The following is a 17,225-nucleotide window of genomic DNA, read 5'->3' as shown; positions in this document are numbered from 1 at the left end:
ACCTGACCGATAGACAAATTCGATCGTCTTCTCTACTCGCCGTGCTCTATCGGCACGTGCTCAACCCGCGACGAGCGCCGCCGTGCCCTGATGCTCGTAGACGAAATCGACGATCTGCCCCATCGCCTTGAAGTCGCCGGTGCGGAAATTGGCGGGCAGCGGCGGCAGCCCATAGCGGCCGCTGATCCGCTGGATGATCTCGGTCTGCTTGACGGAGTCGATCCCCAATTCCGCCTCCAGCTCGACGGTTTCGCTGAACACTTCGGTCGGGTACTCCATTGCTTCCGCGTAGATCGCGACCAGTTCGGCGAACAGCTGGTCGCGCGGCACGAGGCGGGTGGGCTCGGCCGCGACGGAGACGGGAACGGGAACGGGAACGGGAGTGGGCGACATGACCGCCGCACGCACCGCGTCGGACGGCGCCAAGGCCACGCCGGCGCCGATGCCGGGCAGATGCGGCGCGGGCGCGGCCGTCAGGCTGCGCGCGGTGAAGAAACGCTGCAGCTCGTCCTTGATCTTGTCCACGATCCCCGGGCCGCTGTGGCGCCAGAATTCGTCGAACTCCAGATTCAGGTTGCTTGCGCGAATGTCGTCGTTCATGGCCCTTTCCCCTTTAAAATATTCACAAACTCGCTCAACTGCGTCCAACTCTTCATGCACCCCCGTCGCACCCGCGAAGGTCCGGACCGCGCCCGGCCCCGCCACGCGCACGACGATCCTGCTCAGCGCGTTCAGCGCGCCGCATTCGACAAACACGCGCACGCCGGCCGTTTTCAGATGGGCCACGCCGTCCCGAAAATAAACCGGCATGACAAAATGCCCGGCCAGGGATTCGGCCAGATCATCGGAATCCGTATAGAAGCGATTGAGTATCGGAGAATATATGCGGTACTTGAATGGATTTTTTATATATACCCGCAGTCGTCTCCCGAATTCACCCCGCGCATTTTCAAGATGGGAATGGTGGAACGCATAGGGCGAATTGAGCCGCTGCGCGGAGACCCCCTCGGCCGTGCAATAGGCAATGAATGCCTGGACGGCGTCGCGCGGCCCCGAGACCACGGTCTGCGACACGTGATTCTCGACGGCGATCCGCACGCCCGCGTCGCCGCCCGGGAAGCGCGCGGCCAGATGCGCGCGCACCCGTTCCGGCGCCGCGGCGACCGCGGCCATCACGCCGTCGCGCGGCGCGGCCGCCTGCAGCGACGCGATCCGGTCGCAGACGATTTCGGCGCCTTGCTCGACCGTATAGGCGCCGCCGCACACGAGTGCGGCGATCTCGCCGAAGCTATGCCCCATCATCACGTCCGGCCGGACGCCGCGTGCGCACAGGGCCTCGAAGCGGGCCACGGACGCCGCGTAGATGGCCAGTTGCAGCAGGTCGGGCGCCTCCGCGAGAAAGCGCTCGACGCCGCACCGCTCGTCCCACAGCGCGTCGAGCAGCGGACGGCCGAGCCGCCGCGCCGCCACGGCGTCGATCGCCAGCAGCGCCTGCCGTGCGGATGGACAGACCTGCGCCACCGCACGGCTCGCCCCGGCATGGAACGCCCCCTGCCCCGGAAAAAGAAACGCAACTTGCATCATGAGATTGCCCTTGTCGCCATCACTCCGATGCCGATCTATCCAATACGCACCGCTGCGCCTCCCCACGTCTGCCCGCGCCTCCCCACGTCTGCCCGATTTCACCTCGCGCCGTTCCAGCGGCGGCCCGCTTTAATGTGGTAAATCGCGCGCATTTAATGTGGTAAATGTCATGCACAATTTAGCATAAGGACTCCGAACGCTATGTTCGGCAAATCACAGTTCCAACTGACTTATTATCTTTCGATCCATCGCCCGCCAGATCGAATTTGACTATTTCCATGCTGAAAATAGGACCACGCCTTAAGTCATTTTCTTAACACTCAGCGGTCAATTAGCCGGAATTAATGGGCGGGCGGAGATATTGCGCGGGGGCGCCCCGCATTGGCCGCGCGCCGGGAACGAATGCCGGCCCGCCGGCGCCCCGCCTCGCCCGTGCGGCCGCCTCCCGGGGCCCGACGGATCCGCGCCACTCCGAAACCGGCTCGCCGGTATACTTGCCGTTTTGCCCGTGCCTCCACGCCAGCCAGTCGTCCCCATGCTGACATCCCTGCTCGTCCAACTCGTCGCCTGGTCAGTCCGCCGCCCCATCCGGGTCGTCGTGCTGTCGCTGGTCATCGCCGCGCTAAGCGGCGTCTACGTCGCTCATCACTTCCGCATCAACACCGACGTCAGCAAGCTGATCGAGACCGACGCCGAGTGGTCCGCGCTCGGTTCAGCGATGGACACCGCGTTCCCACAACGGGGCCAGACCATCCTCGCGGTCGTCGAGGCGCCCGCGCCCGAATTCGCGAGCGCCGCGGCCAATGCACTCGCGGCCGGCCTCGCGAAGGAAACCGAGGCCGGCAGGATCGGCCAGGTGTCCGAGCCGGCGGGCGGCCCGCTGTTCGAGCGCAACGGCCTGCTGTTCCTGCCGACGTCCGAACTCGCGGACACCACGGCGCAGCTCGCCAGCGCGCGCCCGCTGATCAACGTGCTCGCGAAGGATCCGAGCATCACCGGGCTCGCGACCACGCTGGCCACGACGCTCGGGCTGCCGCTGCAATCCGGGCAGGTCAAGCTGCCGTCGATGGCCAAGCTGCTGTCGCGCAGCGCGGCCACCGTCGACGACGTGCTGGCCGGCCGCCCCGCCGCGTTCTCGTGGCGCGCGCTGGTCGATTCCGACGCGGCGCGCCAGCCCGCGCGCGCATTCGTGACCGTGCAGCCGATGGTCGACTACCAGGCGCTGAAGGCGGGCGAGCAGACCTCGCAGACCATCCGCGAGGTTGCGCGCACGCTCGACCTCGGCCAGCGTTACGGCGCCGTCGTGCGCCTGACGGGCGAGCAGCCGCTCGCCGACGAGGAGTTCGCGTCGGTGCAGGACGGCGCGGCCGTCAACGGCATCGCCACGCTGGTGGTCGTGCTGGTGATCCTGTGGCTCGCGCTGCGCTCGAAGCGGATGATCGGCGCGGTGCTCGCGACGCTCGCGGTCGGCCTCGTCGTCACGGCCGCGCTCGGCCTGATGATGGTCGGCTCGCTGAACATGATCTCGGTCGCGTTCATGGTGCTGTTCGTCGGCCTCGGCGTCGATTTCGCGATCCAGTACGGCGTCAAGTACCGCGAGGAGCGGCATCACGACGCGAACCTCGACCACGCGCTGCTCGGCGCCGCGCATGCGATGGGCATGCCGCTGTCGCTCGCGACGGCGGCCGTCGCCGCCAGCTTCTTCTCGTTCCTGCCGACCGCCTACCGCGGCGTGTCGGAACTGGGCCTGATCGCGGGCGTCGGCATGTTCGTCGCCTACGCCACGACGCTCACGCTGCTGCCCGCGCTGCTCAAGCTGCTCGCCCCGCCCGGCGAGCGCATCGCGCCGGGGTTCCCGCGCCTCGCCCCCATCGACGACTACCTCGACCACCACCGCAAGCCGATCCTGATCGGCACGCTGGTGGTCGTGGTCGGCGCGCTGCCGCTCCTCACGCAGCTGCATTTCGACTTCAATCCGCTGCACCTGAAGGACCCGAAGAGCGAATCGATGGCGACGCTGCTCGCGCTCAAGGATTCGCCGGAAGCGTCGATCAACGACGTCGCGCTGCTCGCGCCCTCGCTCGCCGCCGGCGAAGCGGCCGCGAGCCGCCTCGCCGCGCTGCCCGAGGTCGGCCGCACGACCACGCTCAATACCTTCATCCCGGCCGACCAGCCGGCCAAGCTCGCGCTGGTCGCGCCCGTCGCGGCCGCGCTGCTGCCCGCGCTGACCCAGCAGCCGGCCGCGCCGGCCGGCGACGCGCAGCGGGTCGCCGCGCTCAAGCGCACGTCGAGCCTGCTCGACTATGCGGCGGAAGATCACCCGGGCCCGGGCGCGGCCGCGGCCAAGCACCTGTCCGAATCGCTCGCGAAGCTCGCGGCCGCCGACAGCGCAACGCGCGACCGCGCGGAACACGCGTTCGGCGACTCGCTGCGCATCGCGCTCGCGCAGCTCACGCAACTGCTGCGACCCGAAACGATCACGCGCGACACGCTGCCGCCGCAACTGGTGCGCGACTGGATCGCGCCGGACGGCCACGCGCTCGTGCAGATCTCGCCGAAGATCCCGGCCGGCGCGAATCCCGGCGACGACGCGGTGCTGCGCCGCTTCGCGAAGGCGGTGAAGGCCGCCGATCCGGGCGCGATCGGCGGCCCGATCTCGATCCTGCATTCGGCCGACACGATCATCAAGGCGTTCCTGCAGGCGGCCGCGCTGTCGGTGCTGTCGATCACGATCCTGCTGTGGATCACGCTGCGCCGCTTCGGCGACGTGCTGCGCACGCTCGTGCCGCTGCTCGTGTCCGGCGTGGTCACGCTCGAGCTGTGCGTCGTGTTCGGGATGTCGCTCAACTTCGCGAACATCATCGCGCTGCCGCTGATGCTCGGCGTCGGCGTGGCGTTCAAGGTCTACTTCGTGATGGCATGGCGCGCGGGCCAGACCGGCCTCCTGCAATCGAGCCTCACGCACGCGGTGCTGTACAGCGCCGCGACCACGGCCACCGCATTCGGCAGCCTGTGGCTGTCGCATCATCCGGGCACCGCCAGCATGGGCAAGCTGCTCGCGCTCGCGCTCACCTGCACGCTGATCGGCGCCGTGGTCTTCCAGCCCGTGCTGATGGGCAAGCCGCGCGCGGCGCGTGCGACGAATCAACCCCCACAAGGTATCGATGAATAAGCTGCGTATCACGACGACGGCGCTGCTCGCCGCCAGCGCGTTCCTCGGTGGCTGCGCCACCGGCCCCGAGCGGCACCCGGGCGACCCGCTCGAACCGATGAACCGCGCGATCTTCACGTTCAACGACACGGTCGATCAGGCGATCGCGGTGCCGATCGCGAAGGGCTATCAGAAAGTGACGCCGACGCCGGTGCGCTCGGCCGTCAGCAATTTCTTCTCGAACCTCGGCGACCTCGGCAACATCGCGAACAACCTGCTGCAGCTGCGGATCACCGATGCGACGGAAGACGTGATGCGGGTCGTGATCAACTCGCTGTTCGGGGTGGCCGGGCTGTTCGACATCGCGACCCCGGCCGGCCTGCCCAAGCATCACCAGGACTTCGGGCTCACGATGGCGCGCTGGGGCGTGCCGGCCGGCCCGTATCTGGTGCTGCCGATCTTCGGGCCCAGCTCGTTCCGCGACGGCGTCGGCCGCGCGGTGGACGTGCGCTTCAACCTGCTGAACTACATCGAGCCCGCCGCGCGCAACCCGATGTATATCGCGCAGTTCATCAGCGCGCGCTCGGACATGCTCGGCGCGACCGACCTGCTGCAACAGGCGGCGCTCGACAAGTACTCGTTCGTTCGCGATGCGTATACGCAGCAGCGCCGCTCGCTGACCTACAAGGGCGCCGAGGCGTCGTCGCAGGGCGCGCTGCCCGACTACGGCGATCCGGGCGATGATACGGGCCACGACGCGCCCGCAGCGGGCAAATCGGCCGAGCCGGCCGGCCTGCCGCAGTACCAGGATCCGGGCGATGCACCCGCGCCGGCCAGCGCGCCGGTGCCGGCGAGTGCGCCCGCGGCCGCCAGCGCGCCCGCGGCCCGCTGAGCCCCAAGCCCGGCCGGCGCCCGATGCGGCGCCGGCCGGCGCGTCATTCCGCGAACGGCAGCGCCGTTTGCCCCTCCGCCCGCATCTCGAACACGTTCAGCGTCATCGAGACCAGCGCGTAGTAGCCCAGCAAGCCCACCAGGTTCACGACGACCGTCGCCCCGAAGCGCCCGACCGCCTCGCGATAGGTCGCGTCGGAGACGCGCTGCGTGTCGTACAGCTCGCTCGCGAAGCGCACGATCAGCGCGTCCGCCGGATCGTCGCAGACGGGCCGGGCGCCGGTGCGCAGCGCCTCCGCGGTCGCGGCGGGCACGCCCGCGTCGAGCGCGATCGGCAGGTGGATGTGCCACTCGGCCTGCGAGCGCCAGCGCGCCGCCGTGACGAGGATCGCCAGTTCCGACAGGCGCAGCGGCAAACCGGTCTGGTAGCGGCAGAAGGCCCCGAGCCGTTGCGCGTGCTGCGCCAGTTCCGGGCTGTGGATCCAGCCGAGGAACGGGCCGTTCAGGTTGCCGCGCGGACCGTTCAGGATGTCGTGCAGCACCGTGCGCTGCGCATCGGTCGCGGCGGCGGGATCGAAAGAGGGAAGTCGCGAGGTCATGGTGACGTGGGCCTGTGAAGTCGGGGGTTGGGTCAATGGCTCGCCGCCAGCGCCGCATCGACCGCCTCGCCGAACCGTTCGACGATCGTGTCGATATCGCGCGCGGTGCAGATGAACGGCGGCGCGAGCAGCACATGATCGCCCAAACGGCCGTCGACCGTGCCGCCCATCGGATACACCATCAAGCCGCGCTGCATCGCCTCGCGCCGGATCTGCGCATGCAGCCGGCGGGCCGGATCGAACGGCGTCTTCGCGGCCCGGTCGCGCACGAATTCGACGCCGACGAACAGGCCGCGCCCGCGCACGTCGCCGACCTGCCCGCACCCGGCGAAGCGCGCGTCCAGCGCGGCGCGCAGCTGCTCGCCGCGTACCTTGACGTTGTCGAGCAGGCGCTCGTCGGCGATCACGCGCTGCACCTCGAGCGCCGCCGCGCAGGCGGTCGCGTGGCCGATATAGGTGTGGCCATGCTGGAAGAAACCGGAACCGCCGACGATCGCCGCGTAGATCCGCGCGCTGACGAGCGCGGCGCCGATCGGCTGATAGCCCGCGCCGAGGCCCTTCGCGATCGTCAGGATATCGGGCGCGACGCCGTCTTCCTCGCAGGCGAACAAATAGCCGGTGCGGCCCATGCCCGCCATGATTTCATCGAGGATCAGCAGCACGCCGTACTTGTCGCACACCGCGCGGATCTTGCGGAAATAGGCGCGCACGGGCGGCACCGCGCCCGCCGTCGCGCCCACCACCGTCTCGGCGACGAACGCCGCGACCGTCTCCGGCCCGAGCGACAGGATCGTGTCCTCGAGCTCGTCGGCGAGGCGCTGCGCGAATGCTTCCTCGGTTTCGCCCTCGCGTTGTTCGCGATAGGCATAGCACGGGCTCACGTGATGGGCGTCGATCAGGAGCGGCAGGAACGGCTCGCGCCGCCATGCATTGCCGCCGATCGCGAGCGCGCCGAGCGTGTTGCCGTGGTAACTCTGCCGGCGCGCGATGAAATGGCGGCGCGCGGGTTCGCCGATCTCGACGAAATACTGGCGCGCCAGCTTCAACGACGCCTCGATCGCCTCCGAGCCGCCCGAGACGAAATACACGTGTTCGAGCCCGGCGGGCGCGGCCCCGATGAGATGATCCGCGAGCGCTTCGGCCGCCTCCGTCGTGAAGAACGACGAATGCGCGTACGGCAGCCGGCTCGCCTGCCGGTGCATCGCGTCGATCACGCGCGGATGGCTGTGACCGAGACAGGACACGGCTGCGCCGCCGCAGGCGTCGATGTAGCGCTTGCCGGTCGAATCGATGATCTCGATGCCGTCGCCGGCCACGGCGACCGGCAGCGTCGCGCGCGGCGCACGGTGGAATACGGTGGTCATGTCATGCCTCTCGATGTCAGGATGCCGCGCCGCGCGCGACGTATTGGGTGAAGCGCGGCACGCCCTGCGCGCGCACCTCGAAGCGGACTACGTCGTCCGTGATGGTGAAACAGGCCGTGGCGAGCGTGTTTTCGTCGTCGGGATCGCGCGGACCGTCGTATTGCCGGTCTGCACCATCGCGGCGAGGCCGCTGTCGTAGTACGGATCGGCAAAATCGATCGCCTTGCGGCGTTCCTCGCGAATCGTCATCCCCGAGAGCGCGACGTCGATATTGCGGGTCTGCAGGGCCGGGATCAGACCGCTGAAATCCATCGGCTGAAGCTGGTATTTCCAGCCCTGACTCTTGGCGATCTCCGCCCACCGGTCGAGATCGAAGCCGACGTACCTGTCGCCCTGCCGGAATTCGAACGGCATGAACGAGGTGTCGGTGCCGACGATGAGCGTCTTGTCCTGCGCGTGGGCGAAATCCGCGCCCAGCAACGCGACGGCGATGATGGACTGCATGAAGGAACGGCGTCCCATGGTGCTTCTCCGCTAGGGTTGGCGATGCCCCGCAGTGGATCCCCGGGGTGTCGCGCCTGACATCCGACTCATTGCAACATACGAATCACAATCAACACATTATGAAACATATGTTGTCAGAACGGATACTACGACGCCAAAAAAGCGGGCAACCGTAAATTGGATCGCGGGAAACCCTGACGGCGGGTTGAGGGCGGGAACAGGTCGCCGAAGGCTGCGGCTCGGCGAAGGAATGCGGAATCGATGCGCGGCGGCGGCCGGCCGAGCCCGCGCAGGCGCACCGTTCCGTATCGGCAGGCGACGTGAAAAGAGAAAGACGGGGAGGAACCGGCGTCAGCCGGTCCGTAAAGAAAGGCGAGGAGGGCGAACCATCGATGGAACGATGCGGCGGGGCCGGGCGCCGCGCGCAGACGCGCCTGCGCGCCTGCGCGCCTCATTCCCCACGGGACGCGCGTCAGCCGATCCGCAGCGCGTCCGCCTGCTCGAACGCGTGCCGCGCCTGCACGAGCGTCGTGCGCGCCGCGCGCGCATCGGCGGCGACCTGCAGCAGCCCGCGCAACTGCGCGGGCTCGCGCAGCAGTTCGCGCAGGATCGGCATGATCGCGGTGCTGCCGTCGTCGCGCAGGCCGGCGAGGGCCGCGCGCGGCAGCGTGCGCCACGCGGGATCGACGATCACCCGGCACACCGCGAACGGCACGCCGCGCGCGGCCGCGAACGCGGCGGCGATATGCGATTCCATGTCGACGGCGAGCGCCATCTTCGTGTGGTGCAGCGACGCCTTGCCGGCCGCATCGACCACCGGCGCGCCGACCGCCGCGAGCCGGCCGCGCCGCAGACGCGCCTGCACCGGCGTGCCGTGCAGCGCCGCGGCGAGCCGCGCGCTCCACGCGGCATCGGTCGGCGCGATGCCGAACGGCCCGTCGATCGCGTCGGCGATCACCAGCGTGCCCGGCTCCAGGCCGGGCGCGAGCCCGCCCGCGGTGCCGAAACTGATGATGCCCGCGCAACCGCGCGCCGTCGCGTCGGTGAGCGCGCGTTCGAGCCGGTCCGCGCGCGCCGCATAGACGGCCTCGACACCGCGCCCGCGCGCGATGCGCGCCTCGAATGCCATGCCGGCAACCGCGATCACCGGCGCTGCGACTGCTTGGCTCATCGCGCGTTACATCCCCACCGTCACGTGCCGGGTGTTGGCGCGCTTCAGGTTGCGATAGCGCGCGAGCGCCCACAGCGGGAAGAACTTGCGGTAGCCGTGGTAACGCAGATAGAACACGCGCGGGAAGCCCGTCGCGGTGAAGCGCGTCTCGTCCCACAGCCCTTCGGCGTTCTGCTGCGCGACCAGGTAGTCGACGCCGCGCGCGACCGCCGGATGGTCGACCTCGCCCGCGGCCATCAGCCCGAGCAGCGCCCACGCGGTCTGCGACGAGGTGCTCGCCGCGGGCTCGTAGCCGCGATAGTCGAGCTTGTAGCTGTCGCCGTCCTCGCCCCAGCCGCCGTCCGCGTTCTGGACCGACAACAGCCATTGCGCGCCGCGCTTCACGCGCGGATCGTCATGGCCGAGTCCCGCCGCGTTGAGCGAGCACAGCGCGGTCCAGGTGCCGTAGACGTAGTTCATGCCCCAGCGGCCGTACCAGCTGCCGTCCGCTTCCTGCTCCTTCAGCATGTAGTCGAGCGCGCGCTGCGCGGGCACGCTGTTCGCGGGCGTCTCGCCCAGCTGCGCCAGCATCGACAGGCAGCGGCCCGACACGTCGGCCGTCGGCGGATCGAGCAGCGCGCCGTGGTCCGAGAACGGAATGTTGTTCAGGTAGTACTGGGTGTTCTCCGGCTCGAACGCGCCCCAGCCGCCGTCGCTGCTCTGCATGCCGACCACCCACTCGCGCGCGCGCGCGATCGCCTCGCGATCCTCGTCCGAGCCGGTGAGTTCCGCTGCGCGCTGCATCGCCATCGCCACCACCGCGGTGTCATCGACGTCGGGGTAGTGCGGGTTCGCATACTGGAATGCCCAGCCGCCCGGCCGTATGTGCGGCCGGCGCGAGATCCAGTCGCCGCGCACGTCGAGGATCTGCAGCGGACGCAGCCAGCGCAGCCCGCGCACGGCCGCATCCTGCGCGCGCGCCTCGCCCGTCTCGAGCAGCGCGTGCGCGGCGAGCGAGGTGTCCCACACGGGCGACAGGCACGGCTGGCAATAGGCCTCGTCCTCGCCGACCACGAGCAGCTTCTCGATCGAACGGCGCGCGATCGCGCGGTTCGGATCGTCCTCCGGGTAGCCGAGCGCCGCGTACATCATCACGGCGTTGGCCATCGCCGGGTAGATCGCGCCGAGGCCGTCCTCGCCGTTCAGGCGTTCGTTGACGAACGCGACCGCGCGGTTGATCGCGCGGTCGCGCGCATAACGCGGGAACAGCCCGTCGACCGCGCGCAGCACGCCGTCGACCACCCGGAAGAACGCGAACCAGTTCGCGTTCTGGTGCGGCTGGCGCGGCAGCAGGCCGGTGTTGACGGGCGCGCTCCTGAACAGCTCGTCGATCCGCACGCCGCGCGGGTTCTTCGCGACCGGGCGCTTCGCGTTCAACACCAGGAGCGGCACGATCACGGTGCGCGCCCAGTACGACACCTTCGACAGATGGAACGGGAACCACTGCGGCAGCAGCATGATCTCGGCCGGCATCATCGGCACCGCGTGCCACGGCACCACGCCGAACAGCGCGAGCTGGATCCGCGTGAACACGTTCGACATCTCCGCGCCGCCCATCGCGTGAATCGCGCGGCGCGCGCGCTGCATGTGCTCGGCGTCCTCGTCGTCGCCGATCATCTTGAGCGCGAAATACGCCTTCACGCTCGCGCTGACGTTCGGCGCGCCGTCGGTGAACAGCGGCCAGCCGCCGTCCGCCTGCTGGATCCGGCGCAGATAGCGCGCGATCTTCTGTTCGAGTTCGAGGTTCGGCGTCTCGCCGAGGTAATGGACGAGCAGCACGTATTCGGCCGGAATCGTCGAATCCGCTTCGAGTTCGTAGACCCAGTGGCCGTCCGCGTTCTGCGCGGCGAGCAGCGCATCGGTCGCGCGGGTGACCGCCGCGTCGAGCGCGGCGGGAGCGGGCGCCGCATCGGCGGCGTCCAGTGCTTGCATATCCGTGAGATCGTTCATCGGTCCCTCTCTGATGGTGTCTGGAGCGCGTCGGCGGCCTGCTGGCCGGCGCGGATCGCGCCCTCGACGGTCGCGGGCAGGCCGGTCGCGACCCAATCTCCCGCCAGCGCGAGATTCGGCCAGCGCGTACGCACGCCCGGACGTTTCATTTCCTGTTCCGGCACCGCCGCGAAACCGGCCTCCCGCTCGATCGACAGACGCCACGCGGGCGGCGTCTCGGCCGGCAGGTCGGCGGCGCGCGCCACGTCGCGCCACAGCAGCGCCGCGAGCGCGTCGTCCGGCGTGTCGAGCAGACGGCCGGCGTCGCGCACGCTGACGGCCAGCCGGCCCTCGCAGGCGAACAGCCAGTCGGCCGTGCCGTTGACGAGCCCGGTGACGGGCGCAAGCGCGGCCGGGCGCTCGAGCGCGAACTGCGCGGTGATCGTCGCGTTGAACGCGTCGGGCACGACGAGCCCCGGCACGAGCGCACGCGCGACCGCGGGCGACACCGCGAGCACCGCCGCGTCGCCGGCGTCGAGCGCGACCCGTTCGCCGTCGAACACCAGCGCCTCCAGCCGGTCGCCGGCCGCGGAGAACGCCAGCTCGCGCACCCCCGCGCCGAGCCGGATCGTCGCGCCGTCATGCTGCAACAGCCGCAGCGCGGGATCGACGAATGCGCTGCCGAGCCCGTGGCGCGCGACGAGCGGCCGGCACGCCTGCCCGCCGGCGAACAGCGAGCCGCGCACCAGCGCGGCCGCCAGCTCGGCGGTGGCGTGACGCGGCTCGACGTTGAGCTGCGCGAGCAGGAACGGCCGCAGGAAGCGATCCCACAGCACGCCGTCGCAGCGCATGGTCTGCGCGAGCGTGCGGCCCGGGCGCGCCAGCAGCAGCGGCAGCAGCAACAGGTAGTCGGCGGCCGTCGTGCCGGGCACGCGCTGGCTCGCGTCGAAGATCCAGGTCGGGAGCGGACCGGAGCTGAGCTTCAGCAGCCAGCGTTGCCGCGCGACCAGATCCGCGAACGGATACTCGGGCAGCGCCGGGCCGACCAGCTGGTCGGCAGCGCCGATCGTGCGCAGGTAGTGGAGCGTCGCCGCGTGCCCGGACAGCAGCAGATGATTGCCCGTGTCGAGCGTCGCGTTGAGCGTGCGGTCGAAATACGAGCGGCACCGTCCGCCGGCCTGCGCGGCGGCCTCGTGCAGCACCACGCGGTGGCCGCGCCGCTGGGCGGCGACGGCGGCCGCGAGGCCCGCCAGGCCCGCGCCGATCACGTGGACGGTTCGCGCCATCGGCTCAGAACAGCGCGTAACGCGCCGCGATCAGCAACATCTTCGCGCGCGGCTTGCGCAGCGGCGCGCGCGGCGGCGCGAAGCCCCGCGCGCGCGCGGCGTCGAGGATGCAGCGATAGGCGCCCGACATGATGCGCGGCGCCTTGACCAGCGCGCGCGGCGTGGCATCCATCACCGCGTCGGCCTGCGCGAAGTGCTGCAGCGCGCGTTCGGCGAGCGTCGCGCACACGCGCGGCAGCGCCGGATCACGCGCGATCGTGCGCGGATCCGTGACCGCGATCCCCTCGCGCGCCAGCAACTCGCGCGGCAGGTAGCAGCGGTCGATCTCGGCGTCGGCGTCGATGTCGCGCAGGATGTTGGTCAGTTGCAGCGCGCGGCCCAGGTGATGCGCGAGCAGCCGGCCCGGCTCCTCCTGCATCCCGAAAACCCTCACCGACAAGCGGCCCGCCGAACTCGCGACGCGGTCGCAGTAGAGGTCGAGCGTCGCTTCGTCGGGGGCGCAGATATCCTCGGCGGCGTCCATCGCCATGCCGTCGATCATGTCGTGGAAATCGGCGCGCTGCAGGTTGAACGCCTGGATCTCGCGCGTGAGCGGCACGAGCGAGGCGCGCGGCGAGCCGGCGAAGCAGGCGTCGATGTCCGCGCGCCAGCGATCGAGGCCCGCGGCGCGTTCGGGGCGCGGGCCGCCCTCGTCGGCGATGTCGTCGACCGCGCGGCAGAACGCGTAGATCTGATACATCGCGTCGCGCTGCGCGGCGGGCAGGATGCGCATCGCCAGGTAGAAAGAGCTGCTCGATGTGACGGCAGCGGCGTCGGTTTCGGTATCGTCCACGACGGGATTGGAAACGGCCAAGACGAGCTCCGGCTAGGGCGCCCCGGGGGCGATTGAAGAAGCCATGCCCGGCTGGGGATGGAAAATGCGTGCGAGATATGCGAACGATAGGCGCAGACAGGCACAAATTACCGGCTGGAAGCCGGAAATGGCCGAAAGTATAGCAATCTTTAAGACCCGCTGCCGCTCGAATCGCCTTGTCGCACGGGCCGCCGCGCGTCACGCGAACACGATGTCGCCCTGCAGTTCGAGTGCGATCAGCCCCATGCCGCGCGCCAGCGTCAGCATCTGCCGCCGTTCGAGCCGCGAACCCATGAAGCTCGTGACCTGGCCGTCCGGCTCGACCGTGAACTGGAACACCGGATGCGGGCCGCCGGTCCCGAACCACGCGCCCGGCACGTCGTTCGACTCGCACCAGTCGAGCCGCGCGAAATGCCGGCCGATCTGCTCGCGCACCGCGTCGGCCGCGCCGATCGGCGGCGGCGCATCGCCCAGGTCGTCGAGCGTGTAGGGGCCGGGCTTGGCGGGGCGCAGGTAGAACAAGTAGTCGAGGTTCATGGGGCGCGATCAAGGGGCGAAAGCAGCAAATTACTGCCATCGTCGCGGTATGAGAATCGGAACAAACGATTTGTCGCTTGCATGAGACAAACCCGGGGCAGCGGCCGTCGTCCAACCGTGCACATCGAACTTGGGGTCTGACTATTTACTTAATAAGATAACGCGAAACCGACGCAGATCGTCCATCCTTCAGGAGACACCGCTTGTCCATCGAATCCCGCGACCCCGCTTCCGCGCGTCCCGTCCCGCATGCCGCCGCGCTGCCCGTCGTGCTCGTGCACGGCGCATGGCACGGCGCTTGGAGCTATGAACGCGTGCAGCCGACGCTGGCCGCGCGCGGCCACGCGACGCTCGCGCGCGACCTGCCCGCGCATGGTCTCAACGCGCGCTTTCCGCGCGCCTTCCTGAACCGCCCGCTCGACACCGCCGCGTTCGCGAGCGAACCGTCGCCGGTCGCGGCCACCACGCTCGACGACTATGCGCGGCAGGTGCTGGAGACCATCGACCAGATGTGCGCGCTCGGCCATCGGCAAGTCGTGCTGGTCGGGCACAGCATGGGCGGCATTGCGATCACGGCCGCCGCCGAGCGCGCGCCCGAGAAGATCGCGAAGCTGGTCTACCTCGCCGCCTTCATGCCCGCCTCGGGCGTGGCCGGACTCGACTACGTGCGCGCGCCGGAAAACAAGGGGGAAGGGCTCGGCGCGCTGATGCTCGCGAGCCCGCGCGCCGTGGGCGCGCTGCGGATGGATCCGCGCAGCGGCGACGCCGCCTACCTGGCCAACGCGAAGGCGGCGCTGTGCGCCGATGCCGGCGACGCCGCATTCGAGGCCGCGTGCGCGCTGCTGAGCTGCGACGTGCCCGCCGCGCCGTTCGCGACGCCGATCGCGACGACCCGCGAACGCTGGGGGGCGATCGAACGCCACTACATCCGGTGCAGCCAGGATCGCGTGTTGCTGCCGGCGCTGCAGCAGCGCTTCATCGCCGAGGCCGATGCGTTCACGCCGGACAACCGCACCCACGCGCACACGCTGGACAGCAGCCACCTGCCGTTCCTGTCGCAGCCGGACACGCTCGCGAACCTGCTCGCGGACATCGCGCGCAGCTGAACCGGGCAGGAAGACGCGGTCGCGGCGGCGTCAGCCGAACGCGACCGAGCAGTTGCGCCCCTGCCGCTTCGCGCGATAGAGCGCCGCGTCCGCTTCGTTGATCAGCACCTCGTAGGTCCCGGCGCCCGCGTGCGCGGCCGCGCCGCCGACGCTCGCCGTCACCGGCACGCGCACGCCCTCGACGTCGATCGGCGTGCTGCCGATCGTCTGGCGGATCTTCTCGGCGACGTGCATCGCCTCGTCGAGCCCGGTGCAGGGCAGCAGCAGCGCGAATTCCTCGCCGCCGAAGCGCCCGAAGGTGTCCTGCCCGCGCACCACCTCGGCGACGCGGCGCGCCATCACGCGCAGCACGTTGTCGCCGACCACGTGGCCGAAGCGGTCGTTGATGGTCTTGAAGTGATCGAGATCGAACAGCAGCACCGACAAGCTGCCGCCGTAACGCTGCCAGCGCGCGAATTCGTCACGCAGGCGGGCCTCGAAGAAGCGCCGGTTCGCGATGCCCGTGAGGCCGTCGCGATTCGCGTATTCCTGCAGTTTCGCGACCGCCTCCTCGCGCTCGCGCTGCATCACGCTCACGTGGGTCACGTCGGAGATCGTCACGCACACGGCCTCCACCTCGCGGCCGCGCGTGATCGGCATGAAGGTGCAGTCCTGCTGCATGAAGTCGACGCCGCCCGTGATCGGCCGGTCATGATCGAAGCGGAACAGGTAGGGCCGCTGCTCCCAGGAGCTGAACGCGAAGCTGCCGAGCTGGAACACGCTCTCGAGCTTGCGCGACAGCCAGGTGCGCGGCAGTTCCGGGAAGCAGTCGAAGAGCCGCCGCCCGATCACGTCCTCGGCGGCCACGCCACTGTGATCGTGCATGAACCGGTTCCACATGAGGACCTTCATGTCGCGGTCGAGCACGAAAATACCGAAGCTGACCCGCTCGATCACGAGGTCGCTCAACGAAGACGAGGTAGGGTTCATAAGCTTGACAGCAGGGTATCGAGGGCGTCGCTCATCTGGCGGATCGAATCCTCCGCCATCAGCATCACGAAATGGGCGCGGAAACCGTCGTCCTCGAGCCCGAAATTGACTTCAAGCAGCAGCGCGACGCTCCACGCGAGCACCGCGGGCTGGAACACATCGTCGAGCGCGATATCGGCGCCGAGCAGCCCGGGCGGCGAAAACACCGGCGTGCGCCCGAGTTCGTCGAGGATCGACGACACGCAGGCGCCCATCAGCACGTTGGCGACGTCGAACACGAGTTCGGCCTGCGTGATGGTCTCGCATTCGGTGTCGGTGTAGGCGCCGTCCACGAGCGAGACGAGCTGCCCGAGCCCCGCGCTGCGGCACAGCACGAGCGCCTCGCCCTTGATGTCCGAACGGAAGCCCTGGCGCACCGCGGTGATGTTCTCGTGGATGCCGGTCATGTCGCGCAGCGTGCGGCCCGCCTCCGCCGCCTTGACGACGCGCACCCGCGGCACCGACAGTTCGATGAAGGTGCCGAGCAGCAGCGCGAGGCGCGCGGCCGCCCGGCCCATCGCGAGATTGGCGATCTCCTGCAACGCGTCGCGTTGCTCCGCCGTCAGCAGCGTGTCAGGCATACAACCCATACTCCTTGAGAATGGGCAACAGTGCCTCCGAGGTGACGGGCTTGGCGACGAACGCCACCGCACCTAGCTCGCGAACACGTGCCTGCGCCATCGGCTGGATATCGGCGGAAACGACGATCACGAAGGTGTTGAGATCTTCGTGACGCAGCGTCTCGAGCACCTGATAACCGCTCATGTCGGGCATCGTGAGGTCGAGGAACATCACGGAAGCCTTGCCGTCGCGATACAACGCCAGCGCCTCATGGCCGTTCGACGCATAGGTGATGTCAACGTCCCAGCCCCCCGGCAGTGCCTTCGTCAACAGCTTGCGCGCAAGCAGGGAATCGTCGGCAATCACAATCGGCAAAGGCATGGCAGGCTGGCGGTAAACGGAGTTGTCTGTCTCGCGTTAACGACGGCTTACCGCGCTTCTTTAGACTTAACGCAAAAAGATCACGCGATTGACACGACATTTGTCCGCCGCGCGGCGCACCCGGGACCAGCCGGCGCCTCGCTCGCCCCTCCCTGTCCGGCGCCCGCTCCCGGCGCCCCCGGCATCGCGGGCGCGCCCACCGCAAAGGAAAGCGAAGCGCGATTCTCGGAGTAAACACCGCGCGTTGCAACTCGCCATTTT

13 protein-coding genes and 2 pseudogenes are annotated in these 17,225 nt (G+C 69.3%); 3 read left to right on the top strand and 12 right to left on the bottom strand.

Annotation, left to right across the window (positions count from 1 at the left end; all coding sequences use genetic code 11):
* Positions 1-60: 60 nt before the first annotated feature.
* A complete protein-coding gene (locus Bsp3421_RS04820) occupies positions 61-1,584 on the bottom strand; it encodes an acyltransferase domain-containing protein (protein WP_273998285.1) in 1,524 nt (507 codons plus the stop codon).
* 535 nt (positions 1,585-2,119) lie between these two features.
* On the opposite strand from Bsp3421_RS04820, the gene Bsp3421_RS04815 reads away from it, so the two are divergent.
* Together Bsp3421_RS04815 and Bsp3421_RS04810 are read left to right on the top strand one after the other, a co-directional pair.
* Positions 2,120-4,756, top strand: a complete 2,637-nt coding sequence (locus tag Bsp3421_RS04815) for an MMPL family transporter (RefSeq protein WP_273997193.1) — start codon at positions 2,120-2,122, stop codon at positions 4,754-4,756.
* Positions 4,749-5,621 (top strand): annotated as a pseudogene (locus Bsp3421_RS04810) (MlaA family lipoprotein); the annotation flags it as partial. The gene Bsp3421_RS04815 and the pseudogene Bsp3421_RS04810, both read left to right, overlap by 8 nt.
* Before the next feature lie 49 nt (positions 5,622-5,670).
* Here Bsp3421_RS04810 and Bsp3421_RS04805 read toward each other — a convergent pair.
* The 8 genes and pseudogenes from Bsp3421_RS04805 to Bsp3421_RS04770 form a co-directional block, all read right to left on the bottom strand.
* A complete protein-coding gene (locus tag Bsp3421_RS04805; protein ID WP_273997191.1) occupies positions 5,671-6,225 on the bottom strand; it encodes a carboxymuconolactone decarboxylase family protein in 555 nt (184 codons plus the stop codon).
* Positions 6,226-6,257: 32 nt separating this feature from the next.
* The gene (locus tag Bsp3421_RS04800; RefSeq protein WP_273997190.1) at positions 6,258-7,589 is read right to left on the bottom strand and encodes an aspartate aminotransferase family protein; all 1,332 of its coding nucleotides are present in this window, start codon (positions 7,587-7,589) and stop codon (positions 6,258-6,260) included.
* Between the two features lie 127 nt (positions 7,590-7,716).
* Positions 7,717-8,111 (bottom strand): annotated as a pseudogene (locus Bsp3421_RS04795) (transporter substrate-binding domain-containing protein); the annotation flags it as partial.
* A gap of 454 nt (positions 8,112-8,565) precedes the next feature.
* Entirely contained in the window at positions 8,566-9,264 is a 699-nt protein-coding gene (locus tag Bsp3421_RS04790; RefSeq protein WP_273997189.1) for a phosphorylase, read from the bottom strand.
* Between the two features lie 6 nt (positions 9,265-9,270).
* Complete coding sequence (gene shc / locus Bsp3421_RS04785) at positions 9,271-11,253, bottom strand: squalene--hopene cyclase (RefSeq protein ID WP_273997188.1); 1,983 nt, start codon at positions 11,251-11,253, stop codon at positions 9,271-9,273.
* The gene (gene hpnE, locus Bsp3421_RS04780) at positions 11,250-12,518 is read right to left on the bottom strand and encodes a hydroxysqualene dehydroxylase HpnE (RefSeq protein ID WP_273997187.1); all 1,269 of its coding nucleotides are present in this window, start codon (positions 12,516-12,518) and stop codon (positions 11,250-11,252) included. The genes shc and hpnE overlap by 4 nt, the downstream gene beginning before the upstream one ends.
* A 4-nt stretch (positions 12,519-12,522) precedes the next feature.
* Entirely contained in the window at positions 12,523-13,371 is an 849-nt protein-coding gene (hpnD, locus tag Bsp3421_RS04775; protein WP_273997186.1) for a presqualene diphosphate synthase HpnD, read from the bottom strand.
* A gap of 198 nt (positions 13,372-13,569) precedes the next feature.
* Positions 13,570-13,908 carry a hypothetical protein gene (locus Bsp3421_RS04770; RefSeq protein WP_273997185.1) on the bottom strand — a complete coding sequence of 113 codons (339 nt, stop codon included), beginning with the start codon at positions 13,906-13,908 and terminating at the stop codon, positions 13,570-13,572.
* Between the two features lie 203 nt (positions 13,909-14,111).
* On the opposite strand from Bsp3421_RS04770, the gene Bsp3421_RS04765 reads away from it, so the two are divergent.
* A complete protein-coding gene (locus tag Bsp3421_RS04765) occupies positions 14,112-15,014 on the top strand; it encodes an alpha/beta fold hydrolase (protein ID WP_443111469.1) in 903 nt (300 codons plus the stop codon).
* 30 nt (positions 15,015-15,044) lie between these two features.
* Here Bsp3421_RS04765 and Bsp3421_RS04760 read toward each other — a convergent pair whose 3' ends face one another.
* The 3 genes from Bsp3421_RS04760 to Bsp3421_RS04750 are packed head-to-tail and all read right to left on the bottom strand — an operon-like array spanning position 15,045 to position 16,964.
* Entirely contained in the window at positions 15,045-15,983 is a 939-nt protein-coding gene (locus tag Bsp3421_RS04760) for a GGDEF domain-containing protein (protein WP_252982695.1), read from the bottom strand.
* Entirely contained in the window at positions 15,980-16,603 is a 624-nt protein-coding gene (locus Bsp3421_RS04755) for a chemotaxis protein CheC (protein WP_273997184.1), read from the bottom strand. The genes Bsp3421_RS04760 and Bsp3421_RS04755 overlap by 4 nt, the downstream gene beginning before the upstream one ends.
* Complete coding sequence (locus Bsp3421_RS04750; protein ID WP_252982696.1) at positions 16,596-16,964, bottom strand: response regulator; 369 nt, start codon at positions 16,962-16,964, stop codon at positions 16,596-16,598. The genes Bsp3421_RS04755 and Bsp3421_RS04750 overlap by 8 nt, the downstream gene beginning before the upstream one ends.
* Positions 16,965-17,225: the final 261 nt, after the last annotated feature.

Source organism: Burkholderia sp. FERM BP-3421 (assembly GCF_028657905.1).
Classification (GTDB): Bacteria; Pseudomonadota; Gammaproteobacteria; order Burkholderiales; family Burkholderiaceae; genus Burkholderia.
Note: the sequence above shows the minus strand (reverse complement) of the source record. Positions and strands in the feature narration are given on the sequence as shown.

Coding starts and splice junctions, on each gene's coding strand:
- Bsp3421_RS04755 (WP_273997184.1), bottom strand. CDS start 16,603: ATGCCTGACACGCTGCTGACGGCGGAGCAACGCGACGCGTTGCAGGAG.
- shc (WP_273997188.1), bottom strand. CDS start 11,253: ATGAACGATCTCACGGATATGCAAGCACTGGACGCCGCCGATGCGGCG.
- Bsp3421_RS04805 (WP_273997191.1), bottom strand. CDS start 6,225: ATGACCTCGCGACTTCCCTCTTTCGATCCCGCCGCCGCGACCGATGCG.
- hpnE (WP_273997187.1), bottom strand. CDS start 12,518: ATGGCGCGAACCGTCCACGTGATCGGCGCGGGCCTGGCGGGCCTCGCG.
- Bsp3421_RS04790 (WP_273997189.1), bottom strand. CDS start 9,264: ATGAGCCAAGCAGTCGCAGCGCCGGTGATCGCGGTTGCCGGCATGGCA.
- Bsp3421_RS04770 (WP_273997185.1), bottom strand. CDS start 13,908: ATGAACCTCGACTACTTGTTCTACCTGCGCCCCGCCAAGCCCGGCCCC.
- Bsp3421_RS04820 (WP_273998285.1), bottom strand. CDS start 1,584: ATGATGCAAGTTGCGTTTCTTTTTCCGGGGCAGGGGGCGTTCCATGCC.
- Bsp3421_RS04760 (WP_252982695.1), bottom strand. CDS start 15,983: ATGAACCCTACCTCGTCTTCGTTGAGCGACCTCGTGATCGAGCGGGTC.
- Bsp3421_RS04800 (WP_273997190.1), bottom strand. CDS start 7,589: ATGACCACCGTATTCCACCGTGCGCCGCGCGCGACGCTGCCGGTCGCC.
- Bsp3421_RS04815 (WP_273997193.1), top strand. CDS start 2,120: ATGCTGACATCCCTGCTCGTCCAACTCGTCGCCTGGTCAGTCCGCCGC.
- Bsp3421_RS04750 (WP_252982696.1), bottom strand. CDS start 16,964: ATGCCTTTGCCGATTGTGATTGCCGACGATTCCCTGCTTGCGCGCAAG.